16 protein-coding genes and 1 pseudogene are annotated in these 16,234 nt (G+C 65.3%); 11 read left to right on the top strand and 6 right to left on the bottom strand.

The genetic code is table 11. The annotated features are described in order from the left end of the window. The first annotated feature begins 265 nt into the window (after positions 1 to 265). The 5 genes and pseudogenes from HZB49_RS20410 (at position 266) to HZB49_RS20390 (ending at position 3,430) form a co-directional block, all read left to right on the top strand. Positions 266 to 985: an outer membrane beta-barrel protein gene (locus HZB49_RS20410; protein ID WP_291614670.1), complete on the top strand. Its 720-nt coding sequence runs from the start codon at positions 266 to 268 to the stop codon at positions 983 to 985. Positions 986 to 1,035: 50 nt separating this feature from the next. Further along, positions 1,036 to 1,569 (top strand): porin, encoded by a 534-nt coding sequence (locus HZB49_RS20405; protein ID WP_291614668.1) that lies wholly within the window; start codon positions 1,036 to 1,038, stop codon positions 1,567 to 1,569. Positions 1,570 to 1,618: 49 nt separating this feature from the next. Then, positions 1,619 to 2,371 (top strand): outer membrane beta-barrel protein, encoded by a 753-nt coding sequence (locus HZB49_RS20400; protein ID WP_291614666.1) that lies wholly within the window; start codon positions 1,619 to 1,621, stop codon positions 2,369 to 2,371. Between the two features lie 128 nt (positions 2,372 to 2,499). Then, positions 2,500 to 2,928, top strand: a pseudogene (locus HZB49_RS20395) (porin); the annotation flags it as partial. A 163-nt stretch (positions 2,929 to 3,091) separates the two neighbouring features. Further along, positions 3,092 to 3,430 carry a hypothetical protein gene (locus HZB49_RS20390; protein WP_291614664.1) on the top strand — a complete coding sequence of 113 codons (339 nt, stop codon included), beginning with the start codon at positions 3,092 to 3,094 and terminating at the stop codon, positions 3,428 to 3,430. 42 nt (positions 3,431 to 3,472) lie between these two features. Here HZB49_RS20390 and HZB49_RS20385 read toward each other — a convergent pair whose 3' ends face one another. The 5 genes from HZB49_RS20385 to HZB49_RS20365 form a co-directional block, all read right to left on the bottom strand. Further along, positions 3,473 to 4,903 carry a homospermidine synthase gene (locus HZB49_RS20385; RefSeq protein WP_291614662.1) on the bottom strand — a complete coding sequence of 477 codons (1,431 nt, stop codon included), beginning with the start codon at positions 4,901 to 4,903 and terminating at the stop codon, positions 3,473 to 3,475. A 40-nt stretch (positions 4,904 to 4,943) separates the two neighbouring features. Beyond that, the gene (locus tag HZB49_RS20380) at positions 4,944 to 5,330 is read right to left on the bottom strand and encodes a RidA family protein (protein WP_291614660.1); all 387 of its coding nucleotides are present in this window, start codon (positions 5,328 to 5,330) and stop codon (positions 4,944 to 4,946) included. 268 nt (positions 5,331 to 5,598) lie between these two features. Further along, entirely contained in the window at positions 5,599 to 6,198 is a 600-nt protein-coding gene (locus HZB49_RS20375) for an N-acetyltransferase (RefSeq protein WP_291614658.1), read from the bottom strand. 125 nt (positions 6,199 to 6,323) lie between these two features. Beyond that, positions 6,324 to 7,466, bottom strand: a complete 1,143-nt coding sequence (locus HZB49_RS20370; RefSeq protein ID WP_291614656.1) for a type III PLP-dependent enzyme — start codon at positions 7,464 to 7,466, stop codon at positions 6,324 to 6,326. A gap of 660 nt (positions 7,467 to 8,126) precedes the next feature. Next, entirely contained in the window at positions 8,127 to 8,411 is a 285-nt protein-coding gene (locus HZB49_RS20365; protein ID WP_291614654.1) for a hypothetical protein, read from the bottom strand. A gap of 130 nt (positions 8,412 to 8,541) precedes the next feature. On the opposite strand from HZB49_RS20365, the gene HZB49_RS20360 reads away from it, so the two are divergent. The 3 genes from HZB49_RS20360 (at position 8,542) to HZB49_RS20350 (ending at position 12,339) form a co-directional block, all read left to right on the top strand. Beyond that, positions 8,542 to 10,632 carry a M3 family metallopeptidase gene (locus HZB49_RS20360; protein WP_291614652.1) on the top strand — a complete coding sequence of 697 codons (2,091 nt, stop codon included), beginning with the start codon at positions 8,542 to 8,544 and terminating at the stop codon, positions 10,630 to 10,632. Between the two features lie 10 nt (positions 10,633 to 10,642). Beyond that, on the top strand, positions 10,643 to 11,275 hold the full coding sequence (locus tag HZB49_RS20355) for a DUF1007 family protein (RefSeq protein ID WP_291614728.1): 633 nt from the start codon (positions 10,643 to 10,645) through the stop codon (positions 11,273 to 11,275). An 89-nt stretch (positions 11,276 to 11,364) separates the two neighbouring features. Then, positions 11,365 to 12,339: a nickel/cobalt transporter gene (locus HZB49_RS20350; RefSeq protein ID WP_291614726.1), complete on the top strand. Its 975-nt coding sequence runs from the start codon at positions 11,365 to 11,367 to the stop codon at positions 12,337 to 12,339. 154 nt (positions 12,340 to 12,493) lie between these two features. Here the strand turns inward: HZB49_RS20350 and HZB49_RS20345 are convergent, their stop codons facing one another. Continuing rightward, the gene (locus tag HZB49_RS20345) at positions 12,494 to 12,892 is read right to left on the bottom strand and encodes an MAPEG family protein (RefSeq protein ID WP_291614649.1); all 399 of its coding nucleotides are present in this window, start codon (positions 12,890 to 12,892) and stop codon (positions 12,494 to 12,496) included. Positions 12,893 to 12,980: 88 nt separating this feature from the next. Between HZB49_RS20345 and hemH the strand changes: the two genes are divergently transcribed. The 3 genes from hemH to HZB49_RS20330 all read left to right on the top strand — a co-directional run bounded on the left by hemH (position 12,981) and on the right by HZB49_RS20330 (position 15,943). Next, positions 12,981 to 14,018, top strand: a complete 1,038-nt coding sequence (hemH, locus tag HZB49_RS20340) for a ferrochelatase (RefSeq protein WP_291614647.1) — start codon at positions 12,981 to 12,983, stop codon at positions 14,016 to 14,018. Between the two features lie 303 nt (positions 14,019 to 14,321). Further along, on the top strand, positions 14,322 to 15,320 hold the full coding sequence (locus HZB49_RS20335; RefSeq protein WP_291614645.1) for an SPFH domain-containing protein: 999 nt from the start codon (positions 14,322 to 14,324) through the stop codon (positions 15,318 to 15,320). 176 nt (positions 15,321 to 15,496) lie between these two features. Continuing rightward, the gene (locus tag HZB49_RS20330; RefSeq protein ID WP_291614643.1) at positions 15,497 to 15,943 is read left to right on the top strand and encodes an NfeD family protein; all 447 of its coding nucleotides are present in this window, start codon (positions 15,497 to 15,499) and stop codon (positions 15,941 to 15,943) included. Positions 15,944 to 16,234: the final 291 nt, after the last annotated feature.

The raw sequence follows: 16,234 nt of genomic DNA, 5'->3' as shown, positions 1-16,234 counted from the left end.
GCTTCCCCGTAATAGGCATCATTTCCGTGCCTTGCCTAGGATCGGCCACAACCAAAAAACTGGGGTCAGGCAATGAGAATAACCATCGCTGCCGCCGGCTGTGTCCGGTGGCCTTCTCCTCCATAGACACATCCGCCAATTCACTCCGGTTCCCCCGAACCGGTCATCCATTCGCTCGGATTCGCGAAGGGCGCAGTTGCGCGCGCTTCCGGCGACCGATTTCGCACGACTTCTCCCGGCTTCAAGCAAAGGAATGGGCCTTGCCATGAATGTATCCACCAGAACATCCGGACTTGGTTGTCTTGCGTTCGCCGCCGCAATTGCGGCGGCGAGCACGGCACTTTCGCCGCCGGCTCTTGCCGGCGAACCGCCGCTTCCAGCCCGCTCCTGGACCGGCTTCTATGTCGGCGTTCACGGCGGCTGGGGGTGGGGCACGACGGAGATCCAGGATCCCATCTTCCAACCGGTCTTCAACCCGACCGTCGTGAAATATGACGGGCCGCTTGCAGGCGGCCAGGCCGGCTTCAACTGGCAGCAGGGCAACTTCGTGCTGGGTGCCGAAGTCGACGGCTCCTGGGCCTTCGTGCGCGGCAATAGCAGCACCAACGGGGTCATCACCCCCAGCACCAACAATGGCTTCGGCTACAAGTCGCTGGCGACCGGAGCGGGAAGGGTCGGCTACACGATGGGTCAATGGCTCGCCTACGCAAAGGGCGGCGCAGCCTGGGCCGACGTGGAAGTCACAACCCGGATCGCTCCGCTTCCCGTCACCTATCAGAGCAGCCTGACCGGCGCCGTCGGCGGAGCCGGCTTCGAAGTGGCCTTCCTGCGCAACGTCTCCGCCAAGGCCGAATACAACTACATCTGGCTCCCGGTCGATCATCTCCGCTACGCGAGCCCGAACACGATCTCCAGCCTCGAGCACCGCATCCACGTGGTGAAGTTCGGCGTCAACGTGCGGCTGGGCCCGGACAGCTTCCGCTGATTTCCCGGCACAACAAGCCATCCTCAAACAACATGATCGAGAGAACCAACATGTCGATTTCCATCAAGCGCCACATCTCACCCCGCCGCGTTTCGATCCTTGCCGCAGCTGTTGCGGGCCTTGCCGCGATGTCCGCAACGCCAGGCAACGCCGCACCGGTCGAATACGTCAAGATCTGCTCGCTGTACGGCGCCGGCTTCTTCTACATCCCCGGCACCGACACGTGCGTCAACGCGAACCAGATCCTGCAGAACGAGTACGACATTGCGCGGGCGCGCACCCGTAGCGCCACCGGGACGGCGATGTCGGCCTCTCTGGTTGCGCCGTGGCTGCCGACCGGCACGAACTACGCCATCTCGAACCACTGGGCCGGCTTCGACGGCCGGCACGCGTTCGGCTCGTCGGGTCTCGTCCGCATCTCCGGCAATCTGGTTTTCTCGGCGGGATTTGCCGTGGGCCTCGACCAGGGGCGCCTGAGCACCCTGACCAACCGGACGGCAACGGAATTCGGCGTGGCGGTGCCGGCGCAATCCTGGAGCGACGTACGCAGCCTCGGCCGCGCGGGCTTCATGTACGCGTGGTGATGCAGCAGGCGCTCAGTCAACCATTCCCTCATTTTCGAAAGATCGTTCCATGACACTCTCAGTTTCACACATGATGCGCCAGTTGGTTCGCGCCGCCGCCGCCATCGCACTTCTCACCACGACCTCGGCGAGGTCAGCCGATCTGCCGGTCAAGGCAGCCCCGCTGCCGGTTGCGGCGCCGCTCTGGACCGCCTTCTACATCGGCGCCCACGGCGGCTGGGGGCAGGGACGCAGCCGTCTCGAAGATCCGGGCCTGGTCGCATTCGGACCGAATCCGGTCTTCGTCGAATCCCGCGGCTCGCTCGCAGGCGTTCAGGTCGGCGCCGACTGGCAGTTCGGCAATCTGGTGGTCGGCGGCGAGATCGACGCCTCCTGGTCATCGATCAAGGGCAGCCTGACCGATCCGGCGGCGTTCGTGGCCTTCTTCTCGTCTGGCCTCTCGGCGGAGTACAAGGCGCTCGCAACAGCCACCGGCCGCGTCGGTTATGCCTACGGCAATCTGCTGGGTTACGCCAAGAGCGGCGTTGCCTGGGCCAACATCGACTACAGGAGCGGGATCAACACGCCGTTCCCGACGATCGTCGACCACCAGCGGACCGGATTGACCGCCGGGGCCGGTCTGGAATTCCTGGTGATGAGCAATCTTTCGGTTCGGGCCGAATACGACTTCATGTATTTCGGCGCCACCGCGACGTCGGCCGGATGCTTCCGCATGCCCTGCAATATCGATCATGAACTGCATCTCGTGAAGCTCGGCCTCAACTGGCGCTTCACGGGCGATTACCTGACCGCGCGCTACTGAGCGCTGCGTCCGGGAGATCACACATGAGGAAATTCATGACATCAGGACCGCAAGTCCTGCGGCGCAGATTGCGGGCAGTGCTCGCAGCCGCTGCGCTCACACTCCTGACCTCGGCGCCCGGGCACGCCGCGGTGGAATACGTCAAGGTCTGTTCGTTGTACGGAGCCGGCTTCTTCTACATTCCCGGCACCGACACCTGCATGAACGCGAACCAGATCGTGGCGGACCAGTTCGCCCTCGCACGCGAACTGACCCGCGCCGCCACCGGCGCGGCCATGGCGACGGCGCTGGTCAATCCATGGCTGCCCAACGGCACCAACTACGCGATCTCGACCCACTGGGCCGTCTTTGACGGGCAGCATGCGGTGGGGGTCGCGGGATTGGTGCGGCTGCAGGGCAATCTGGCGCTGTCGGCGGGCGTGGCCGTCGGCCTCGACCAGGGACGGCTGCTTTCCCTGTCCAATCGAACGCAGACCGAATTCGGCACCTCGGTGCCGGCGCAGTCCTGGAGCGAGATACGCGTGCTCGGCCGGGTCGGCCTGCAATATTCGTGGTGAGAGCGGATTACGGTACGACGCGAGCCAACAAGGCGTTATCCGGGTGGAGCGAAGCAAATCCGGGTAACGTCGCCTCCAGCTCGGGCGCATCGGGCTGTCTGGTTCCCCGGAACCATGTTCCCGGCCGACCGTTGATCTCTGCGAACGATGTGCGGTGATCGACATGCCTGCCGATGACGAGTGGAAACGCGCCACCAAGGGCGAATGGCTGGTTGCCGTCGCGTTGATCGCGGCGGGAATGACGATCTCGGCCCTCGCCATTGGCGAGATTAGGGTGAGCCAGCATCAGCAGCTGGCGCAGGCAACGCAATCACCGCCATCTTCGCCGCCCGAGGTTGAGAAAAAGGACGAGCCAACCGAGTCAAAGTCCGGCGGCACGCGCCCAACCACCCCGGCGCCCGAACCCGCACGACCCGATCCCGACGCACAGAAGGCCGGCGCGCAGCCCGCGCTGCCACCGGCGCCGGCCGAGAAGATCGCGCCGCCGATCAGGGAAAGATAGGCCGCGCTCTGGGCGGGCTCAGTTCAGCGAATGGCGTTGGCTTCACCGCACCAGGATATTGCGGAACTGCCAGGGATCCGACGTGTCGATGTCTTCCGGGAACAGCCCGGGCCGATCGTTGAGCGGCGTCCAGTCGGTGTAGAATCCCTTCACCGGGCCGAGATAGGGCATCTGGATCTCCAGGCAGCGGCGGAAATCCATCTCGTCGGCTTCGACGATGCCGGCCTGCGGATTTTCCAGCGCCCACACCATGCCGGCGAGCACGGCGGAGGACACCTGCATGCCGGTGGCGTTCTGGTAGGGGCAGACCATGCGCGTTTCCTCGATCGAGAGCTGCGAGCCGTACCAGTAGGCGTTCTTGCCGTGGCCATAGAGGAGGACGCCGAGCTCGTCGATGCCGTCGACGATCTCGTGCTCGTCGAGAATGTGCCAGCTCGGCTGCATCTTGCCGGTGGCGCCGAAAATCTCGTGCAGCGACAACACCGCGTCGTTGGCGGGGTGATAGGCATAGTGGCAGGTCGGGCGATAGATCACCTTGTCGCCGTCGCGCACCGTGAAATAGTCCGCAATCGAGATCGACTCGTTGTGGGTGACGAGGAAGCCGTATTGCGGCCCCGGCGTCGGGCACCAGGAGCGCACACGGGTGTTGGCGCCGGGCTGCATAAGATAGATCGCGGCCCCGCAGCCTTCGGTGTGCCGGCGGCCATTGTCGGGCATCCATTTCTCATGCGTGCCCCAGCCGAGCTCGGCCGGCTGCATGCCCTCGGACACGAAGCCTTCCACCGACCAGGTGTTGACGAACACGTTCATCGGCTTCGGATTCCTCGCGCGCTGGGTGTCGCGCTCGGCAATATGGATGCCCTTGACGCCGAGCTTATGCGCGAGCTGGCCCCAGCCTTCGCGGCTCTTCGGCTCGTTGAACGGCGTGTTGGTGTCGCGGGCGATGTCGAGCATCGCCCGCTTGACGAACCAGGACACCATGCCGGGATTGGCGCCGCAGGTGGAGACTGCCGTGGTGCCGCCGGGGCTCCTGTGCTTGGCGGCGAGCAGGGTCTCGCGCAGCGCGTAGTTGGAGCGCTTTTCGGGGCCGATATTCTTGTCGAAATAGAAGCCCGCCCAAGGCTCGACGACGGTGTCGATATAGAGCGCGCCGATCTCCCGGCACATGGTCATGATGTCGACCGAGGAGGTGTCGACCGAGAGGTTGACGCAGAAGCCCTGGCCGCCGCCCTCGGTGAGCAGCGGAATCAGCAATTCGCGATAATTGTCCCTGGTCACGCCCTGCTTGATGAAGCGCACGCCGTGCTTCCTGGCGAGTTCGCCGTTCTCATGCGGGTCGAGGATGACGAAGCGCTTCTCGTCATAGTCGAAATGGCGTTCGATCAGAGGCAGCGTGCCCTTGCCGATCGAGCCGAAGCCGATCATGACAATGGGGCCGGAGATCTTCGCATGGATCTGCGAGGCGGGGCTCATCAATGTTCTCCCGTGGATTGGGTGGGCGCAGCAGAAGGGGTCAGCTGCGCCGTTTTGCGGTGACTTCGATCTCGATCTTCATTTCGGGCTTGTAGAGGCCCGCGACCACCAGCAGCGTGGCGGCCGGGCGGATCTCGCCCAGGACTTCGCCGCAGACTTCGAACAGGGCCTCCGCATCCCTGGCGTCGGTGATGTAGTAGGTCGCGCGGACGATGTCGGCCATCGCGAAGCCGGCCTCCTTCAGCGCGGCCTCGATGGTCCTGAAGCAGTTGCGTGACTGGCTCGTGACATCGGCCGGCATGGTCATGGTGGCGTAGTCGTAGCCGGTGGTGCCCGCGACAAAGGCAAAGTCGCCGTCGATGACGGCGCGGCTGTAGCCGGCGGCCTTCTCGAAAGGGGAGCCGGTGGAAATCAGGCGGCGTGGCATCTGGACCTCTGTTTTCAGCGCATGATCCGGAAGGGGGCTTCGGCGCGGGGTTTAAGGGGTTTTCGGCGGCTGACGCAACCCCTGCCAGTCAGGGGAGGCGGCGCGTCACGTCGGAGGACGGCAGCGGCGCGGAGCTCCACCGGCGCACCAGGACATCCCGCACGATCATGGCCGCGAGCAGGATCATCAGCGCGGTGGTGATGGCACCGCGAAGGCGCGGTCGCGCAGGATTGCGCCGGACGGGGAGGCTCCGCGACATGATGCTGCCTCAGGCCGCCAGCACGGCGTGCTGCGCCTTCCCGGCGCGCGAGCCTTTCGCCTTTGGTGCAGGCGCTCCCGTGGCCGCAATCATGCCCCAGGCGCCGTCGAGCGCGCCCTCGGCCAATTCGAGCGACAGCAACCGCTCGCGCTCGAACGGACCGGGCAGCGACAGCTCGCCGGTTTTTTGGGCAGAGAAGCCGAAGCGGGCGTAGTAGGGCGCATCGCCCAGCAGGATCACCGCGCGATGGCCACGCGCCTTCGCCGCCGCGAGCGCGTGGTCCATCAGCGCGGTCCCGACCCCGAGCTTGCGGGAGGAAACCTCAACCGCGAGCGGGCCGAGCATGAGCGCCGGGCAACCCCCGGCGCTGACGTGCCACAACCGCAGCGTCCCGACCAGGCGGCCCTCGGCGATCGCCGAGAAGGCAAGGCCTTCGGCGGGCGCACGTCCGTCGCGCAGGCGCTGGCAGGTGCGCAGATGGCGGTTCTCGCCAAAGCAGGCATCGAGCAGCGCTTCACGGGCGACGACGTCCGAGGCTCGCTCCGCGCGGATCGCGAACGGAGCGGCTTTCGGGGCGGGGGCGAGTTTGGTCTTGCGCAAGGCAGTCATGGCACGTCAGTCCCAGCGGCCAACGGCGCAGGCGCGCCGAGGGCAGCGTTGTCAAATCAGGCAATGTCAGGGGGAGGGAGCCGGCGGACCGGCTCCCGACTAGTCGGGCCTCAGAGCGAGGCTGATCAGATGTGGTAAGTCTTCAGCGGCGGGATGCCGTTGAACGCCACCGACGAGTAGGTGGACGTATAGGCCCCGGTGCCTTCGATCAGCAGCTTGTCGCCGATCTCGAGCGTCACCGGAAGCGGATACGGCATCTTCTCGTACAGCACGTCGGCCGAGTCGCAGGTGGGCCCCGCGAGCACGCACGGCGTCATCTCCGCCCCGTCATGCGGGGTGCGGATCGCGTAGCGGATCGACTCGTCCATCGTCTCGGCGAGGCCGCCGAACTTGCCGATGTCGAGGTAAACCCAGCGCACCTCGTCCTCGTCGCTCTTCCTGGAGATCAGGACGACTTCGGTCTCGATGACGCCAGCATTGCCGACCATGCCGCGTCCCGGCTCGATGATGGTCTCCGGGATCTGGTTGCCGAAATGCTTGCGCAGCGCACGGAAGATCGACCGGCCGTACTGCACGACCGGAGGAACGTCCTTGAGGTACCTGGTCGGGAAGCCGCCGCCCATGTTGACCATGGTCAGGTTGATCCCGCGCTCGGCGCAGTCACGGAACACGGTCGACGCCATGGCGAGCGCCCGGTCCCACGCCTTCACCTTGCGCTGCTGCGAGCCGACATGGAAGGAGATGCCGCAGGGCTCCAGCCCCAGCCGCTTGGCGAGGTCGAGCACCTCGACCGCCATCTCCGGGTCGCAGCCGAACTTACGCGACAGCGGCCATTCGGCGCCGGCGCAGTCATAGAGGATGCGGCAGAACACGCGTGCGCCGGGGGCGGCACGTGCGATCTTCTCGACCTCTGCGGAGCAGTCCACGGCGAACAGGCGGATGCCGAGCGCGTAGGCGCGCGCGACGTCGCGCTCCTTCTTGATCGTGTTGCCATAGGAGATGCGGTCCGGCGTCGCGCCTGCGGCCAGCGCCATTTCGATCTCCGCGACGGTCGCGGTATCGAAGCAGGAGCCGAGCGAGGCGAGCAGCGACAGCACTTCGGGCGCCGGGTTGGCCTTCACCGCGTAGAACACGCGGCTGTCCGGCAACGCCTTCGCGAAGGTCTGGTAGTTGTCGCGCACAACCTCGAGGTCGACGACGAGGCACGGCTCGGTGTCGAGGCCATCCTTGCGGCGGTTGCGCAGGAATTCCTGGATGCGTTCAGTCATTGCACTCTCCCAAACGGCCCTAGCGACAGGGCCGGTAGCAAGGGTTCTCGGTCGTGAGTGCTGTGGCGTGGTCGCACGATGGAGACGCGACTATGCCTCGAACTCGAAACCGACTTTTGCTGCCGTGGATTGGTTGGGAGAGTTTCCCGCCCGCTCACCTGGCAATGAAGGACAAGCCTTTTCAGTAGCCCGGGCCGGCGTTGGACTGCCGGTAGAGACCAAAAAAGCCCGATCCGTCGTTGCTTTAAGTCGCGTCCCCCGTTGAGAGCGGGGTGCGCCGGTTCGCCTCCGGCTGCCAGTCACGGTTGCAAGGGGTGGAGAGACCTTCAACGGCATCACTTGAGAGAGATGCTGGCCGCTCGAACGGGAGACGACCCTCGGTTCTTCATCCCTTGGCGGCTGTCCGGCCTCTTGTCCGGATACCTACCGACTGACACACGACCACAGGCACGTGCGAAATTGGGCAAGCGTGGAAATAAGACTTTTGAGTCTGCTTCGCAACAATTTTTTTAGGCTGTGCGGAAATTTCCCTAACACAAGCTTTCGATGTCGCGCACGGCGCGCGCACCGCGCGCCGAAGATGAACAGCCGTTAAGAATTTGGCGACGGAGCGGAAGCGAAGTTGTGCCTGCGGCACAGTGCTTTCTCGGAAAGCGTTCCTCAGCCGCGCCGCGTGAACGGCTCGACGCGCTGGGCTCCGCGGATGAACGCCACCATGATGACGACGCCGATGCCGAACAGCACCGCCTGGACGATGTGGGCCCACGTCTCCTGGGTGAAGGGCAGGAAGAGCGCCTCCGGCGGCACGAGAATCGCCAGCGCCCAGCCGCCGGCAAACGCCGCGCCGAACACCTCGGCGCCGATCAGGATCGCGGCGCTGATGACCGTGATGACGCTCTGCCAGGCGATCTGGCGGGAGGCGGTCGAGGGGGCTTGCGTGCTCATCGTTTGTTCCTCTGTGCGGGCCGCAATCTCTCCGAAAAGGCCCCTTCTTACAAGCGCAAAAGGCGCAAAAATGCCGCATCGCGTGCTATAGATTCCCCCGTAAATTTGCGGCGAAAAACGGGATTCTGTGATGTCGGAGACCAACGTGAAAACGGCGCGCTCGAATGCGCAGGACAACCCACTGCTGCGGCCCTGGCAGACGCCGTTCGAGACGCCGCCCTTCGACGAGATCAGGCCCGAGCACTTCCTGCCGGCCTTCGAGCAGGCTTTCGCCGACCACTCCGCCGAGGTCGCCGCCATCACCCACGATCCCGCGGTGCCCGACTTCGCCAACACCGTCACGGCGCTGGAGCGCTCGGGCAGGCTGCTCTCCAAGGTCTCGGCCGTTTTCTACGACCTGGTCTCGGCCCACTCCAATCCGGCGATCCTGGAGATCGACAAGGAGGTCTCGCCCCGGATGGCGCGGCACTGGAATCCGATCATGATGAACGCGGTGCTGTTCGGCCGCATCGCCCAGCTGCACGAGAACCGCAAGCAGCTCGCCCTGACCGGCGAGCAGATGCGGCTCCTGGAGCGGACCTATACCCGCTTCCACCGCGCCGGCGCCGGCCTCGACGAGGCCGCCAAGGCACGGATGGCCGAGATCAACGAGAGGCTCGCCCAGCTCGGCACGGGCTTCAGCCACCATCTGCTCGCCGACGAGCAGGAGTGGTTCATGGAGCTCGGCGAGGGCGATCTGGCGGGCCTGCCGGACAGCTTCGTCGCCTCGGCACGGGCCGCCGCGGAGGAGCGCGGCATGGCCGGCAAGGCGATCGTGACACTGGCGCGCTCGGCGGTCGAGACGTTCCTGAAGACCTCCGCCCGCCGCGACCTGCGCGAAAAGGTCTTCAGGGCCTTCGCGGCCCGCGGCGACAATGGCAACGCCAACGACAACAATGCGACCATCGTCGAAATCCTGGCGCTGCGCGAGGAGACTGCCCGCCTCCTCGGCTTCCCGACCTACGCCGCCTACCGGCTCGAGGATTCCATGGCCAAGACGCCGGATGCGGTGCGCAGCCTGCTGGAGCGGGTGTGGAAGCCGGCCCGGGCGCGGGCACTGGCCGACCGCGACGCGCTGCAGGCGCTGGTCGCGGAGGAGGGCGGCAATTTTGCCCTCGCCCCCTGGGACTGGCGCTACTACGCCGAGAAGCTGCGGCAGGCCAGGGCCAATTTCGACGACGCCGCGATCAAGCCCTATCTCGTGCTCGACCACATGATCGAGGCCGCCTTCGATTGCGCCAGGCGCCTGTTCGGCATCACCTTCACCGAGCGCAAGGACATCCCGGTCTGGCATCCCGATGTCCGGGTCTGGGAGGTGAAGGACCGCGACGGAAACCACAAGGCGCTGTTCTATGGCGACTACTTCGCGCGTCCCTCGAAACGCTCCGGCGCGTGGATGACCTCGCTGCGCGACCAGCAGAAGCTCGACGGCGCCATCGCGCCGCTCATCATCAATGTCTGCAATTTCGCCAAGGGCGCCGACGGCGCGCCCTCGCTGCTTTCGCCGGACGACGCCCGCACCCTGTTCCACGAGCTCGGCCACGGCCTGCACGGCATGCTGTCGAACGTCACCTATCCGTCGCTGTCGGGCACCTCGGTGTTCACCGATTTCGTCGAGCTGCCCTCGCAGCTCTACGAGCACTGGCAGGAGCGGCCCGAGGTGCTGCAGCGTTTCGCGAAGCACTACCAGACCGGCGAGCCGCTGCCGGAGGATCTGTTGAAGCGCTTCCTCGCCGCGCGAAAATTCAACCAGGGTTTTGCCACCGTGGAGTTCGTCTCCTCGGCGCTGATCGACCTCGAGTTCCACACCCAGCCGGCATCAGCCAGCCGCGACGTGCGCGGCTTCGAGCAGGCGGAACTGGAAAAGATCGGCATGCCTGCCGAGATCGTGCTGCGGCACCGGCCGACCCAGTTCGGCCATATCTTCTCCGGCGACCACTATGCGTCGGGCTATTACAGCTACATGTGGTCGGAAGTGATGGATGCGGACGCTTTCGGCGCCTTCGAGGAGGCCGGCGACATCTTCGACCCTGCCACTGCGAAGCGGTTGCATGACGATATTTATTCCTCCGGCGGCTCGCGCGACCCGGAGGAAGCATATATTGCCTTCCGTGGCCGCGAGCCGGAGCCCGACGCGTTGTTGCGCCGGCGCGGTCTTCTGGAAACATCCGAGGCAGCTTGACTTGAAAACGATGATCTATCGATTGTTGGCGCTGTTCGCTCTCGCGGGCGGCACAGGGTTTGGCACGACGGCGGCGCAGGCGCATCCGCATGTCTGGATCACGGCCGCGAGCGAGCTGCTCTATGCCGCCGACGGCACGATTACCGGGGTGCGCCACGCCTGGACCTTCGACGACATGTTCTCGACCTATGCGCTGCAGGGCCTCGAGACCAAGACCAAGGGCGTCTACAGCCGCGAGCAGCTCGCGCCGCTCGCCAAGGACAATGTCGAGAACCTCAGGGAATTCGGCTTCTTCACCTTCGCCAAGGCGGACGGCAAGAAGCAGAAATTCGAGGAGCCCGTCGACTATTTCCTCGAATACAAGGACTCCGCGCTGACGCTGCACTTCACGCTTCCGCTGAAGGCGCCGGTGAAGCCGAAGCAGCTCGCGCTCGACGTGTTCGATCCCGCCTTCTTCATCGATTTCAAGTTCGAGGAGAAGGACCCGATCAAGCTGGTCGGCGCGCCCGCGGCCTGCCAGCTGAAGGTGCAGCGTCCCGGCGAGGCTGATGTGAAGAAGCTCACCGAGGAGATGGTGGCGAGCGGCGACAACGCCAATTACGGCGCGATATACGCCAACAAGATCCTAGTGAATTGCCCGTGAACGCGCGGTCCAGCCTCGCGCGCCATCTCGCGATCTTTGCCGCTGCGCTCGCCGCCCTGGTGACGCTCGACGGCCTCGTCCATGCGGTGATGGCGCAGAATCCGTTCGGCGGCCCGCGGCCGCCGGCCCAGCCGCAGGTCGGCGGCATCGTCGGCTGGATTCTGGCCAAGCAGTCCGAGTTCTACCGCGACATGTCCGCCACCATCCGCGCCGCAAAGTCCGACGGCTCGGCGGTGTGGACGCTGCTTGCGATTTCCTTTGCCTACGGGATTTTCCACGCCGCCGGCCCCGGCCACGGCAAGGCGGTGATCTCGTCCTATCTGGTCGCCAACCAGGAAACCGCCCGGCGCGGCATTGCGCTGTCGTTCGTCTCTGCGCTGCTGCAGGCGCTCGTCGCCGTCGTGCTGGTCGGTATCTGCGCCTGGCTGCTCAACGCCACTGCGCAGACCATGTGCGGCGCGGAGAAGGCGATCGAGATCGCGAGCTACGGCCTGATCGCCGCCTTCGGCGCCCGCCTGGTGTGGACCAAGGGCGGCGCCTTCATAGGTGCGCTGCAGGCCCCGCGCGCCGAACCGGCGCCGGCGGCCGCGCATCACCACCATGACCACGATCATGGCCATCACCATGGCCACGACCACCATCATCACGACCATGACCCCGACCACGTCCATGACGAGCATTGCGGCCATTCCCACGGGCCGACACCGGACCAACTCGCCGGTCCCGGCGGCTGGCGGCGCGGGCTGGGCGCCATCGTCGCGGTGGGCTTGCGGCCCTGCTCGGGCGCGATCCTGGTGCTGGTGTTCTCGCTGGCGCAGGGCCTGTTCTGGGCCGGCATCGTCGCCACCTTCGTCATGGGGCTCGGCACCGCCATCACGGTTGCGACCATCGCGGTCGTCGCCGTCTCCGCCAAGGATATCGCGCGTCGCCTGTCCGCCGGGCGCGAAGGCGGCGGCGCGCTGATCATGCGCGGCATCGAGTTCGGCGCCGCCGGGCTGGTGCTGCTGTTCGGGCTGGGCCTGCTGCTCGGCTATCTCGCCGCCGAGCGGGTGACGTGCCTGTGACCCTCTTCACCTCGCCCCGCTTGCGGGGAGAGGTCGGATCGCATCGTGAGATGCGATCCGGGTGAGGGGATACAGGTCTATCGATAGATAGTGCTCGCGGAGAGAAGCCCCTCACCCCAACCCTCTCCCCGTAAGAACGGGGAGAGGGAGTCTATCACGCTGGCAGCCAATGCCGGATCGCAGGCATGAAGAAGATGGCGATGTTGATGGCAAAGCCGAGGCTCCAGAGGATCGAGCGCAGCGTCGGGCGGTTGCCGAGATAGGTGAAGACGTAGGCGATCCGCACGATCAGGAACAGCACGGCGAGCTCGTCGATCAGCCGCTGCGGCCCGAGGCGGAATTCGGCGAGCAGCACGGCCACGGCAAAGAACGGAAACGCCTCGATGCCGTTCTGGTGTGCACCGAGCGCGCGGGCCCGGATCGGGTCGTGATAGAAATCGGGATCGCGCGGCTTCGCATTGTCGAACATGCGGCCCCCGGCCCATTTGGTGCCGGCGATCGTCACCAAGTACAGCAATAACGTTGCGAAAACGCACCATTCGGCGATCGTCATGGTTCCCCCGGACGCGCGGCAATGCTGCGACAGTAGCGAAGGCCTGCTTGCCTTGACAAGGTTGGCGCAACGCGCGAATCCCTGAGCCATGAGCGTGGTCGTACCCCTCGGAAATGCCAACGCGGCGCCGGCCATCAAGCCGGAGCGCGTCGGCGTGCTGCTGGTCAATCTCGGCACGCCCGATGCCTGCGACGCCAAGAGCGTGCGCGTCTATCTGAAGGAATTCCTGTCCGATGCCCGCGTGATCGAGGACCAGGGGCTGGTCTGGAAGGCGATCCTCAACGGCATCATCCTGCGCGTCCGCCCGGCGCGGAAGGCGCTCGACTACCGGAAGATCTGGAATTTCGAGAAGAATGAATCGCCGCTGAAGACCATCACGCGCTCGCAGGCGGAAAAGCTTGCGGCCGACATCGCCGACCACGCCCATGTCACGGTCGACTGGGCGATGCGCTACGGCAACCCGTCGATCCGCGCGCGCATCGACGCGCTGGCGGCGCAAGGCTGCAGCCGGCTTCTCGTGGTGCCGCTCTATCCGCAATATTCCGCGGCGACCTCGGCGACCGTTTGCGACGAGGTGTTTCGCGTGCTGTCGGACATGCGGGCGCAGCCGATCCTGCGCGTTTCTCCGCCCTATTACGACGACCCTGATTATATCGAGGCGCTCGCGGTCTCGATCAACGCGCATCTTGCGACGCTGGATTTCCAGCCGGAGCTGATCCTCGCCTCCTTCCACGGCATGCCGCAGAAATACGTCGATGCCGGCGATCCCTATCGCGAGCAGTGCGTCGCGACCACGGAGGCGCTGCGCAGGCGCCTCGGGCTCGACGCGTCAAAGCTGCTGCTCACCTTCCAGTCGCGGTTCGGCAATGACGAGTGGCTGCAGCCCTACACCGACAAGACCATCGAGGAGCTGGCGAAGAAGGGCGTGAAACGGCTCGCCGTGGTCACGCCCGGTTTTGCCGCCGATTGCCTGGAGACGCTGGAGGAGATCGCGCAGGAGAATGCCGAGATCTTCCGCCACAATGGCGGCAAGCAATTTTCCGCCATCCCCTGCCTGAACGACAGCGACGCCGGCATGGACGTCATCCGCCAGCTCGTGCTGCGCGAACTGCAGGGCTGGATCTGAGCGGCTGGATCTGAGCGGCTGGATTTGATGCAGCTGCATCAAGCGGCGCTTGCGCCGGCGGCCAGGCTGCGATTAACGATTTACACGGCGAGTTGAGGCAGCCATTTTCCTCAGGCGGATTGCCTACTTGGCCGGTTCACGATCGGTGCCATCTGGCGAGATCGAAAACCTTCCATACCTATGGAAGCAACAAGGGCCGGCTGAACCGGCGCGGCTGTCCGGCAGACAAAAAGCAACGGCTTTCGTTGCACAGCGATTGACGGGGAAATGGTGCGGGCCAGGGCTTCCCGCGTTGGAGGACTTATGAGCGGTTTCGAAATTTTCGCTATTGCACTCGCGCTTCTCGTCATCGTCACCCTTTTCGCCGGCGTGAAGACCGTGCCGCAGGGCTATGACTGGACCATCGAGCGCTTCGGCAAGTACACCCGCACGCTCTCGCCGGGCCTCAACCTGATCACGCCCTATTTCGACCGCGTCGGGCGCAAGATGAACATGATGGAGCAGGTGATCTCGATCCCCGAGCAGGAAGTGATCACCAAGGACAACGCCACCGTGACGGTGGACGGCGTCGCCTTCTTCCAGGTGTTCGACGCCGCCAAAGCAAGCTACGAGGTCGCCAACCTCGAACAGGCGATCATCGTGCTTACCATGACCAACATCCGTTCGGTGATGGGCGCGATGGATCTCGACCAGGTGCTGTCGCACCGCGACGAGATCAACGAGCGCCTGTTGCGCGTGGTCGATGCCGCGGTCTCGCCTTGGGGCCTGAAGGTCAACCGCATCGAGATCAAGGACATCGTGCCGCCGGCCGATCTCGTCGAGGCGATGGGCCGGCAGATGAAGGCCGAACGCGTCAAGCGCGCCGACATCCTGCAGGCGGAAGGAGCGCGGCAGTCGGAAATCCTTCGTGCGGAAGGCGCCAAGCAGGGCCAGATATTGCAGGCAGAAGGCCGGCGCGAAGCTGCCTTCCGTGACGCCGAGGCGCGCGAGCGTCTTGCCGAAGCCGAAGCCAGGGCAACGCAGATGGTCAGCGAGGCCATTGCCAAGGGCGACGTCGCCGCGCTGAACTATTTCATCGCCGACAAGTACATCAAGGCGTTCGGCCAGCTCGCGGAGTCGCCGAACCAGAAGGTCATCATGCTGCCGGTCGAGGCGATGAGCATGCTCGGTTCGCTCGCGGGCATCGGCGAGATCGCGCGGGCCACCTTCGGCGAGAGCGCGGCATCGGCAACCGCGGCTGCGCGCCGCGGCGGCTCGGTGCCGAGCACCGGGGCGACCCCGCCGCCTCCGCCGCAACGCTGAGCGCTGCGATGACAAAGGTGAGAGCGCATGTGCTGCACCTCTCCCCGTCGGGGAGAGGTCGGATTGCATCGTCAGATGCAATCCGGGTGAGGGGTGTCGCTTCGCGCCGATCTCTCCCAAAGGGAGAGGTGAATCGCGCGAGCGGTGATACCGAAAGTATTCGATAGAGGCATATCATGGCCCAGATGTTCACCACCCTCGGCAACTGGAACTGGCTGATCTTCGGCTTCATCCTGATGGCGCTGGAGTTGCTTGCGCCGGGCGTGTTCATGTTCTGGCTCGGCCTTGCGGCGCTGCTGGTCGGATTGCTGTCGTTCGTGGTCAATCCGTCCTGGCAGGCGCAGCTCATCATGTTCTCGGTGTTCGCGGTCGCCGCGGTGCCGCTGTGGCGGCGCTTCGCGCTGAAGTCGGGCGCGGCGAGCGAGAGCAACCCGTTCCTCAACCGCCGCACCGACGCGCTGGTGGGCCGCGAATTCACGCTGGAAAAGCCGATCGTCGACGGGTCCGGCACGGTGCGCATCGACGACACCATCTGGCGCGTCGCCGGCCCCGACGCGCCGGCCGGCAGCCGCGTCCGCGTCGTCCGCGCCGATGGCGCCAGCCTGACGGTGGCGATGGCCTGAGAGGTACCCTCTCCCCTTGTACAAGGGGAGAGGGTGGCGCGCGGAGCGCGCCGGGTGAGGGGTCTGTCTCCGCAGATTGATTTCCTCGTTGGGCGCCTGTGCTCGAGGAGGCAGACCCCTCATCCGTCGCGGACTTCGTCCGCGCCACCTTCTCCCACAAGGGGCCTGTTGCGTAATTGGACTTATTGGCCGTGAGAGGGAAGAGGGACGTCTTTCGGATTGGGGCTGAAGGCTAGGTGGCTGTGTTCGGGGTGAAGCTTATGCTGCGATTGTGGCCCATCGGCGCATGTT

The organism is Bradyrhizobium sp. (genome assembly GCF_016219575.1).
Classification (GTDB): Bacteria; Pseudomonadota; Alphaproteobacteria; order Rhizobiales; family Xanthobacteraceae; genus Bradyrhizobium.
This window is presented reverse-complemented; position numbering and strand designations above follow the sequence as displayed.

Coding starts and splice junctions, on each gene's coding strand:
- HZB49_RS20345 (WP_291614649.1), bottom strand. CDS start 12,892: ATGACGATCGCCGAATGGTGCGTTTTCGCAACGTTATTGCTGTACTTG.
- HZB49_RS20405 (WP_291614668.1), top strand. CDS start 1,036: ATGTCGATTTCCATCAAGCGCCACATCTCACCCCGCCGCGTTTCGATC.
- HZB49_RS20400 (WP_291614666.1), top strand. CDS start 1,619: ATGACACTCTCAGTTTCACACATGATGCGCCAGTTGGTTCGCGCCGCC.
- HZB49_RS20360 (WP_291614652.1), top strand. CDS start 8,542: ATGTCGGAGACCAACGTGAAAACGGCGCGCTCGAATGCGCAGGACAAC.
- HZB49_RS20365 (WP_291614654.1), bottom strand. CDS start 8,411: ATGAGCACGCAAGCCCCCTCGACCGCCTCCCGCCAGATCGCCTGGCAG.
- hemH (WP_291614647.1), top strand. CDS start 12,981: ATGAGCGTGGTCGTACCCCTCGGAAATGCCAACGCGGCGCCGGCCATC.
- HZB49_RS20330 (WP_291614643.1), top strand. CDS start 15,497: ATGGCCCAGATGTTCACCACCCTCGGCAACTGGAACTGGCTGATCTTC.
- HZB49_RS20385 (WP_291614662.1), bottom strand. CDS start 4,903: ATGAGCCCCGCCTCGCAGATCCATGCGAAGATCTCCGGCCCCATTGTC.
- HZB49_RS20375 (WP_291614658.1), bottom strand. CDS start 6,198: ATGACTGCCTTGCGCAAGACCAAACTCGCCCCCGCCCCGAAAGCCGCT.
- HZB49_RS20350 (WP_291614726.1), top strand. CDS start 11,365: ATGGCGCAGAATCCGTTCGGCGGCCCGCGGCCGCCGGCCCAGCCGCAG.
- HZB49_RS20335 (WP_291614645.1), top strand. CDS start 14,322: ATGAGCGGTTTCGAAATTTTCGCTATTGCACTCGCGCTTCTCGTCATC.
- HZB49_RS20370 (WP_291614656.1), bottom strand. CDS start 7,466: ATGACTGAACGCATCCAGGAATTCCTGCGCAACCGCCGCAAGGATGGC.
- HZB49_RS20355 (WP_291614728.1), top strand. CDS start 10,643: ATGATCTATCGATTGTTGGCGCTGTTCGCTCTCGCGGGCGGCACAGGG.
- HZB49_RS20390 (WP_291614664.1), top strand. CDS start 3,092: ATGCCTGCCGATGACGAGTGGAAACGCGCCACCAAGGGCGAATGGCTG.
- HZB49_RS20410 (WP_291614670.1), top strand. CDS start 266: ATGAATGTATCCACCAGAACATCCGGACTTGGTTGTCTTGCGTTCGCC.
- HZB49_RS20380 (WP_291614660.1), bottom strand. CDS start 5,330: ATGCCACGCCGCCTGATTTCCACCGGCTCCCCTTTCGAGAAGGCCGCC.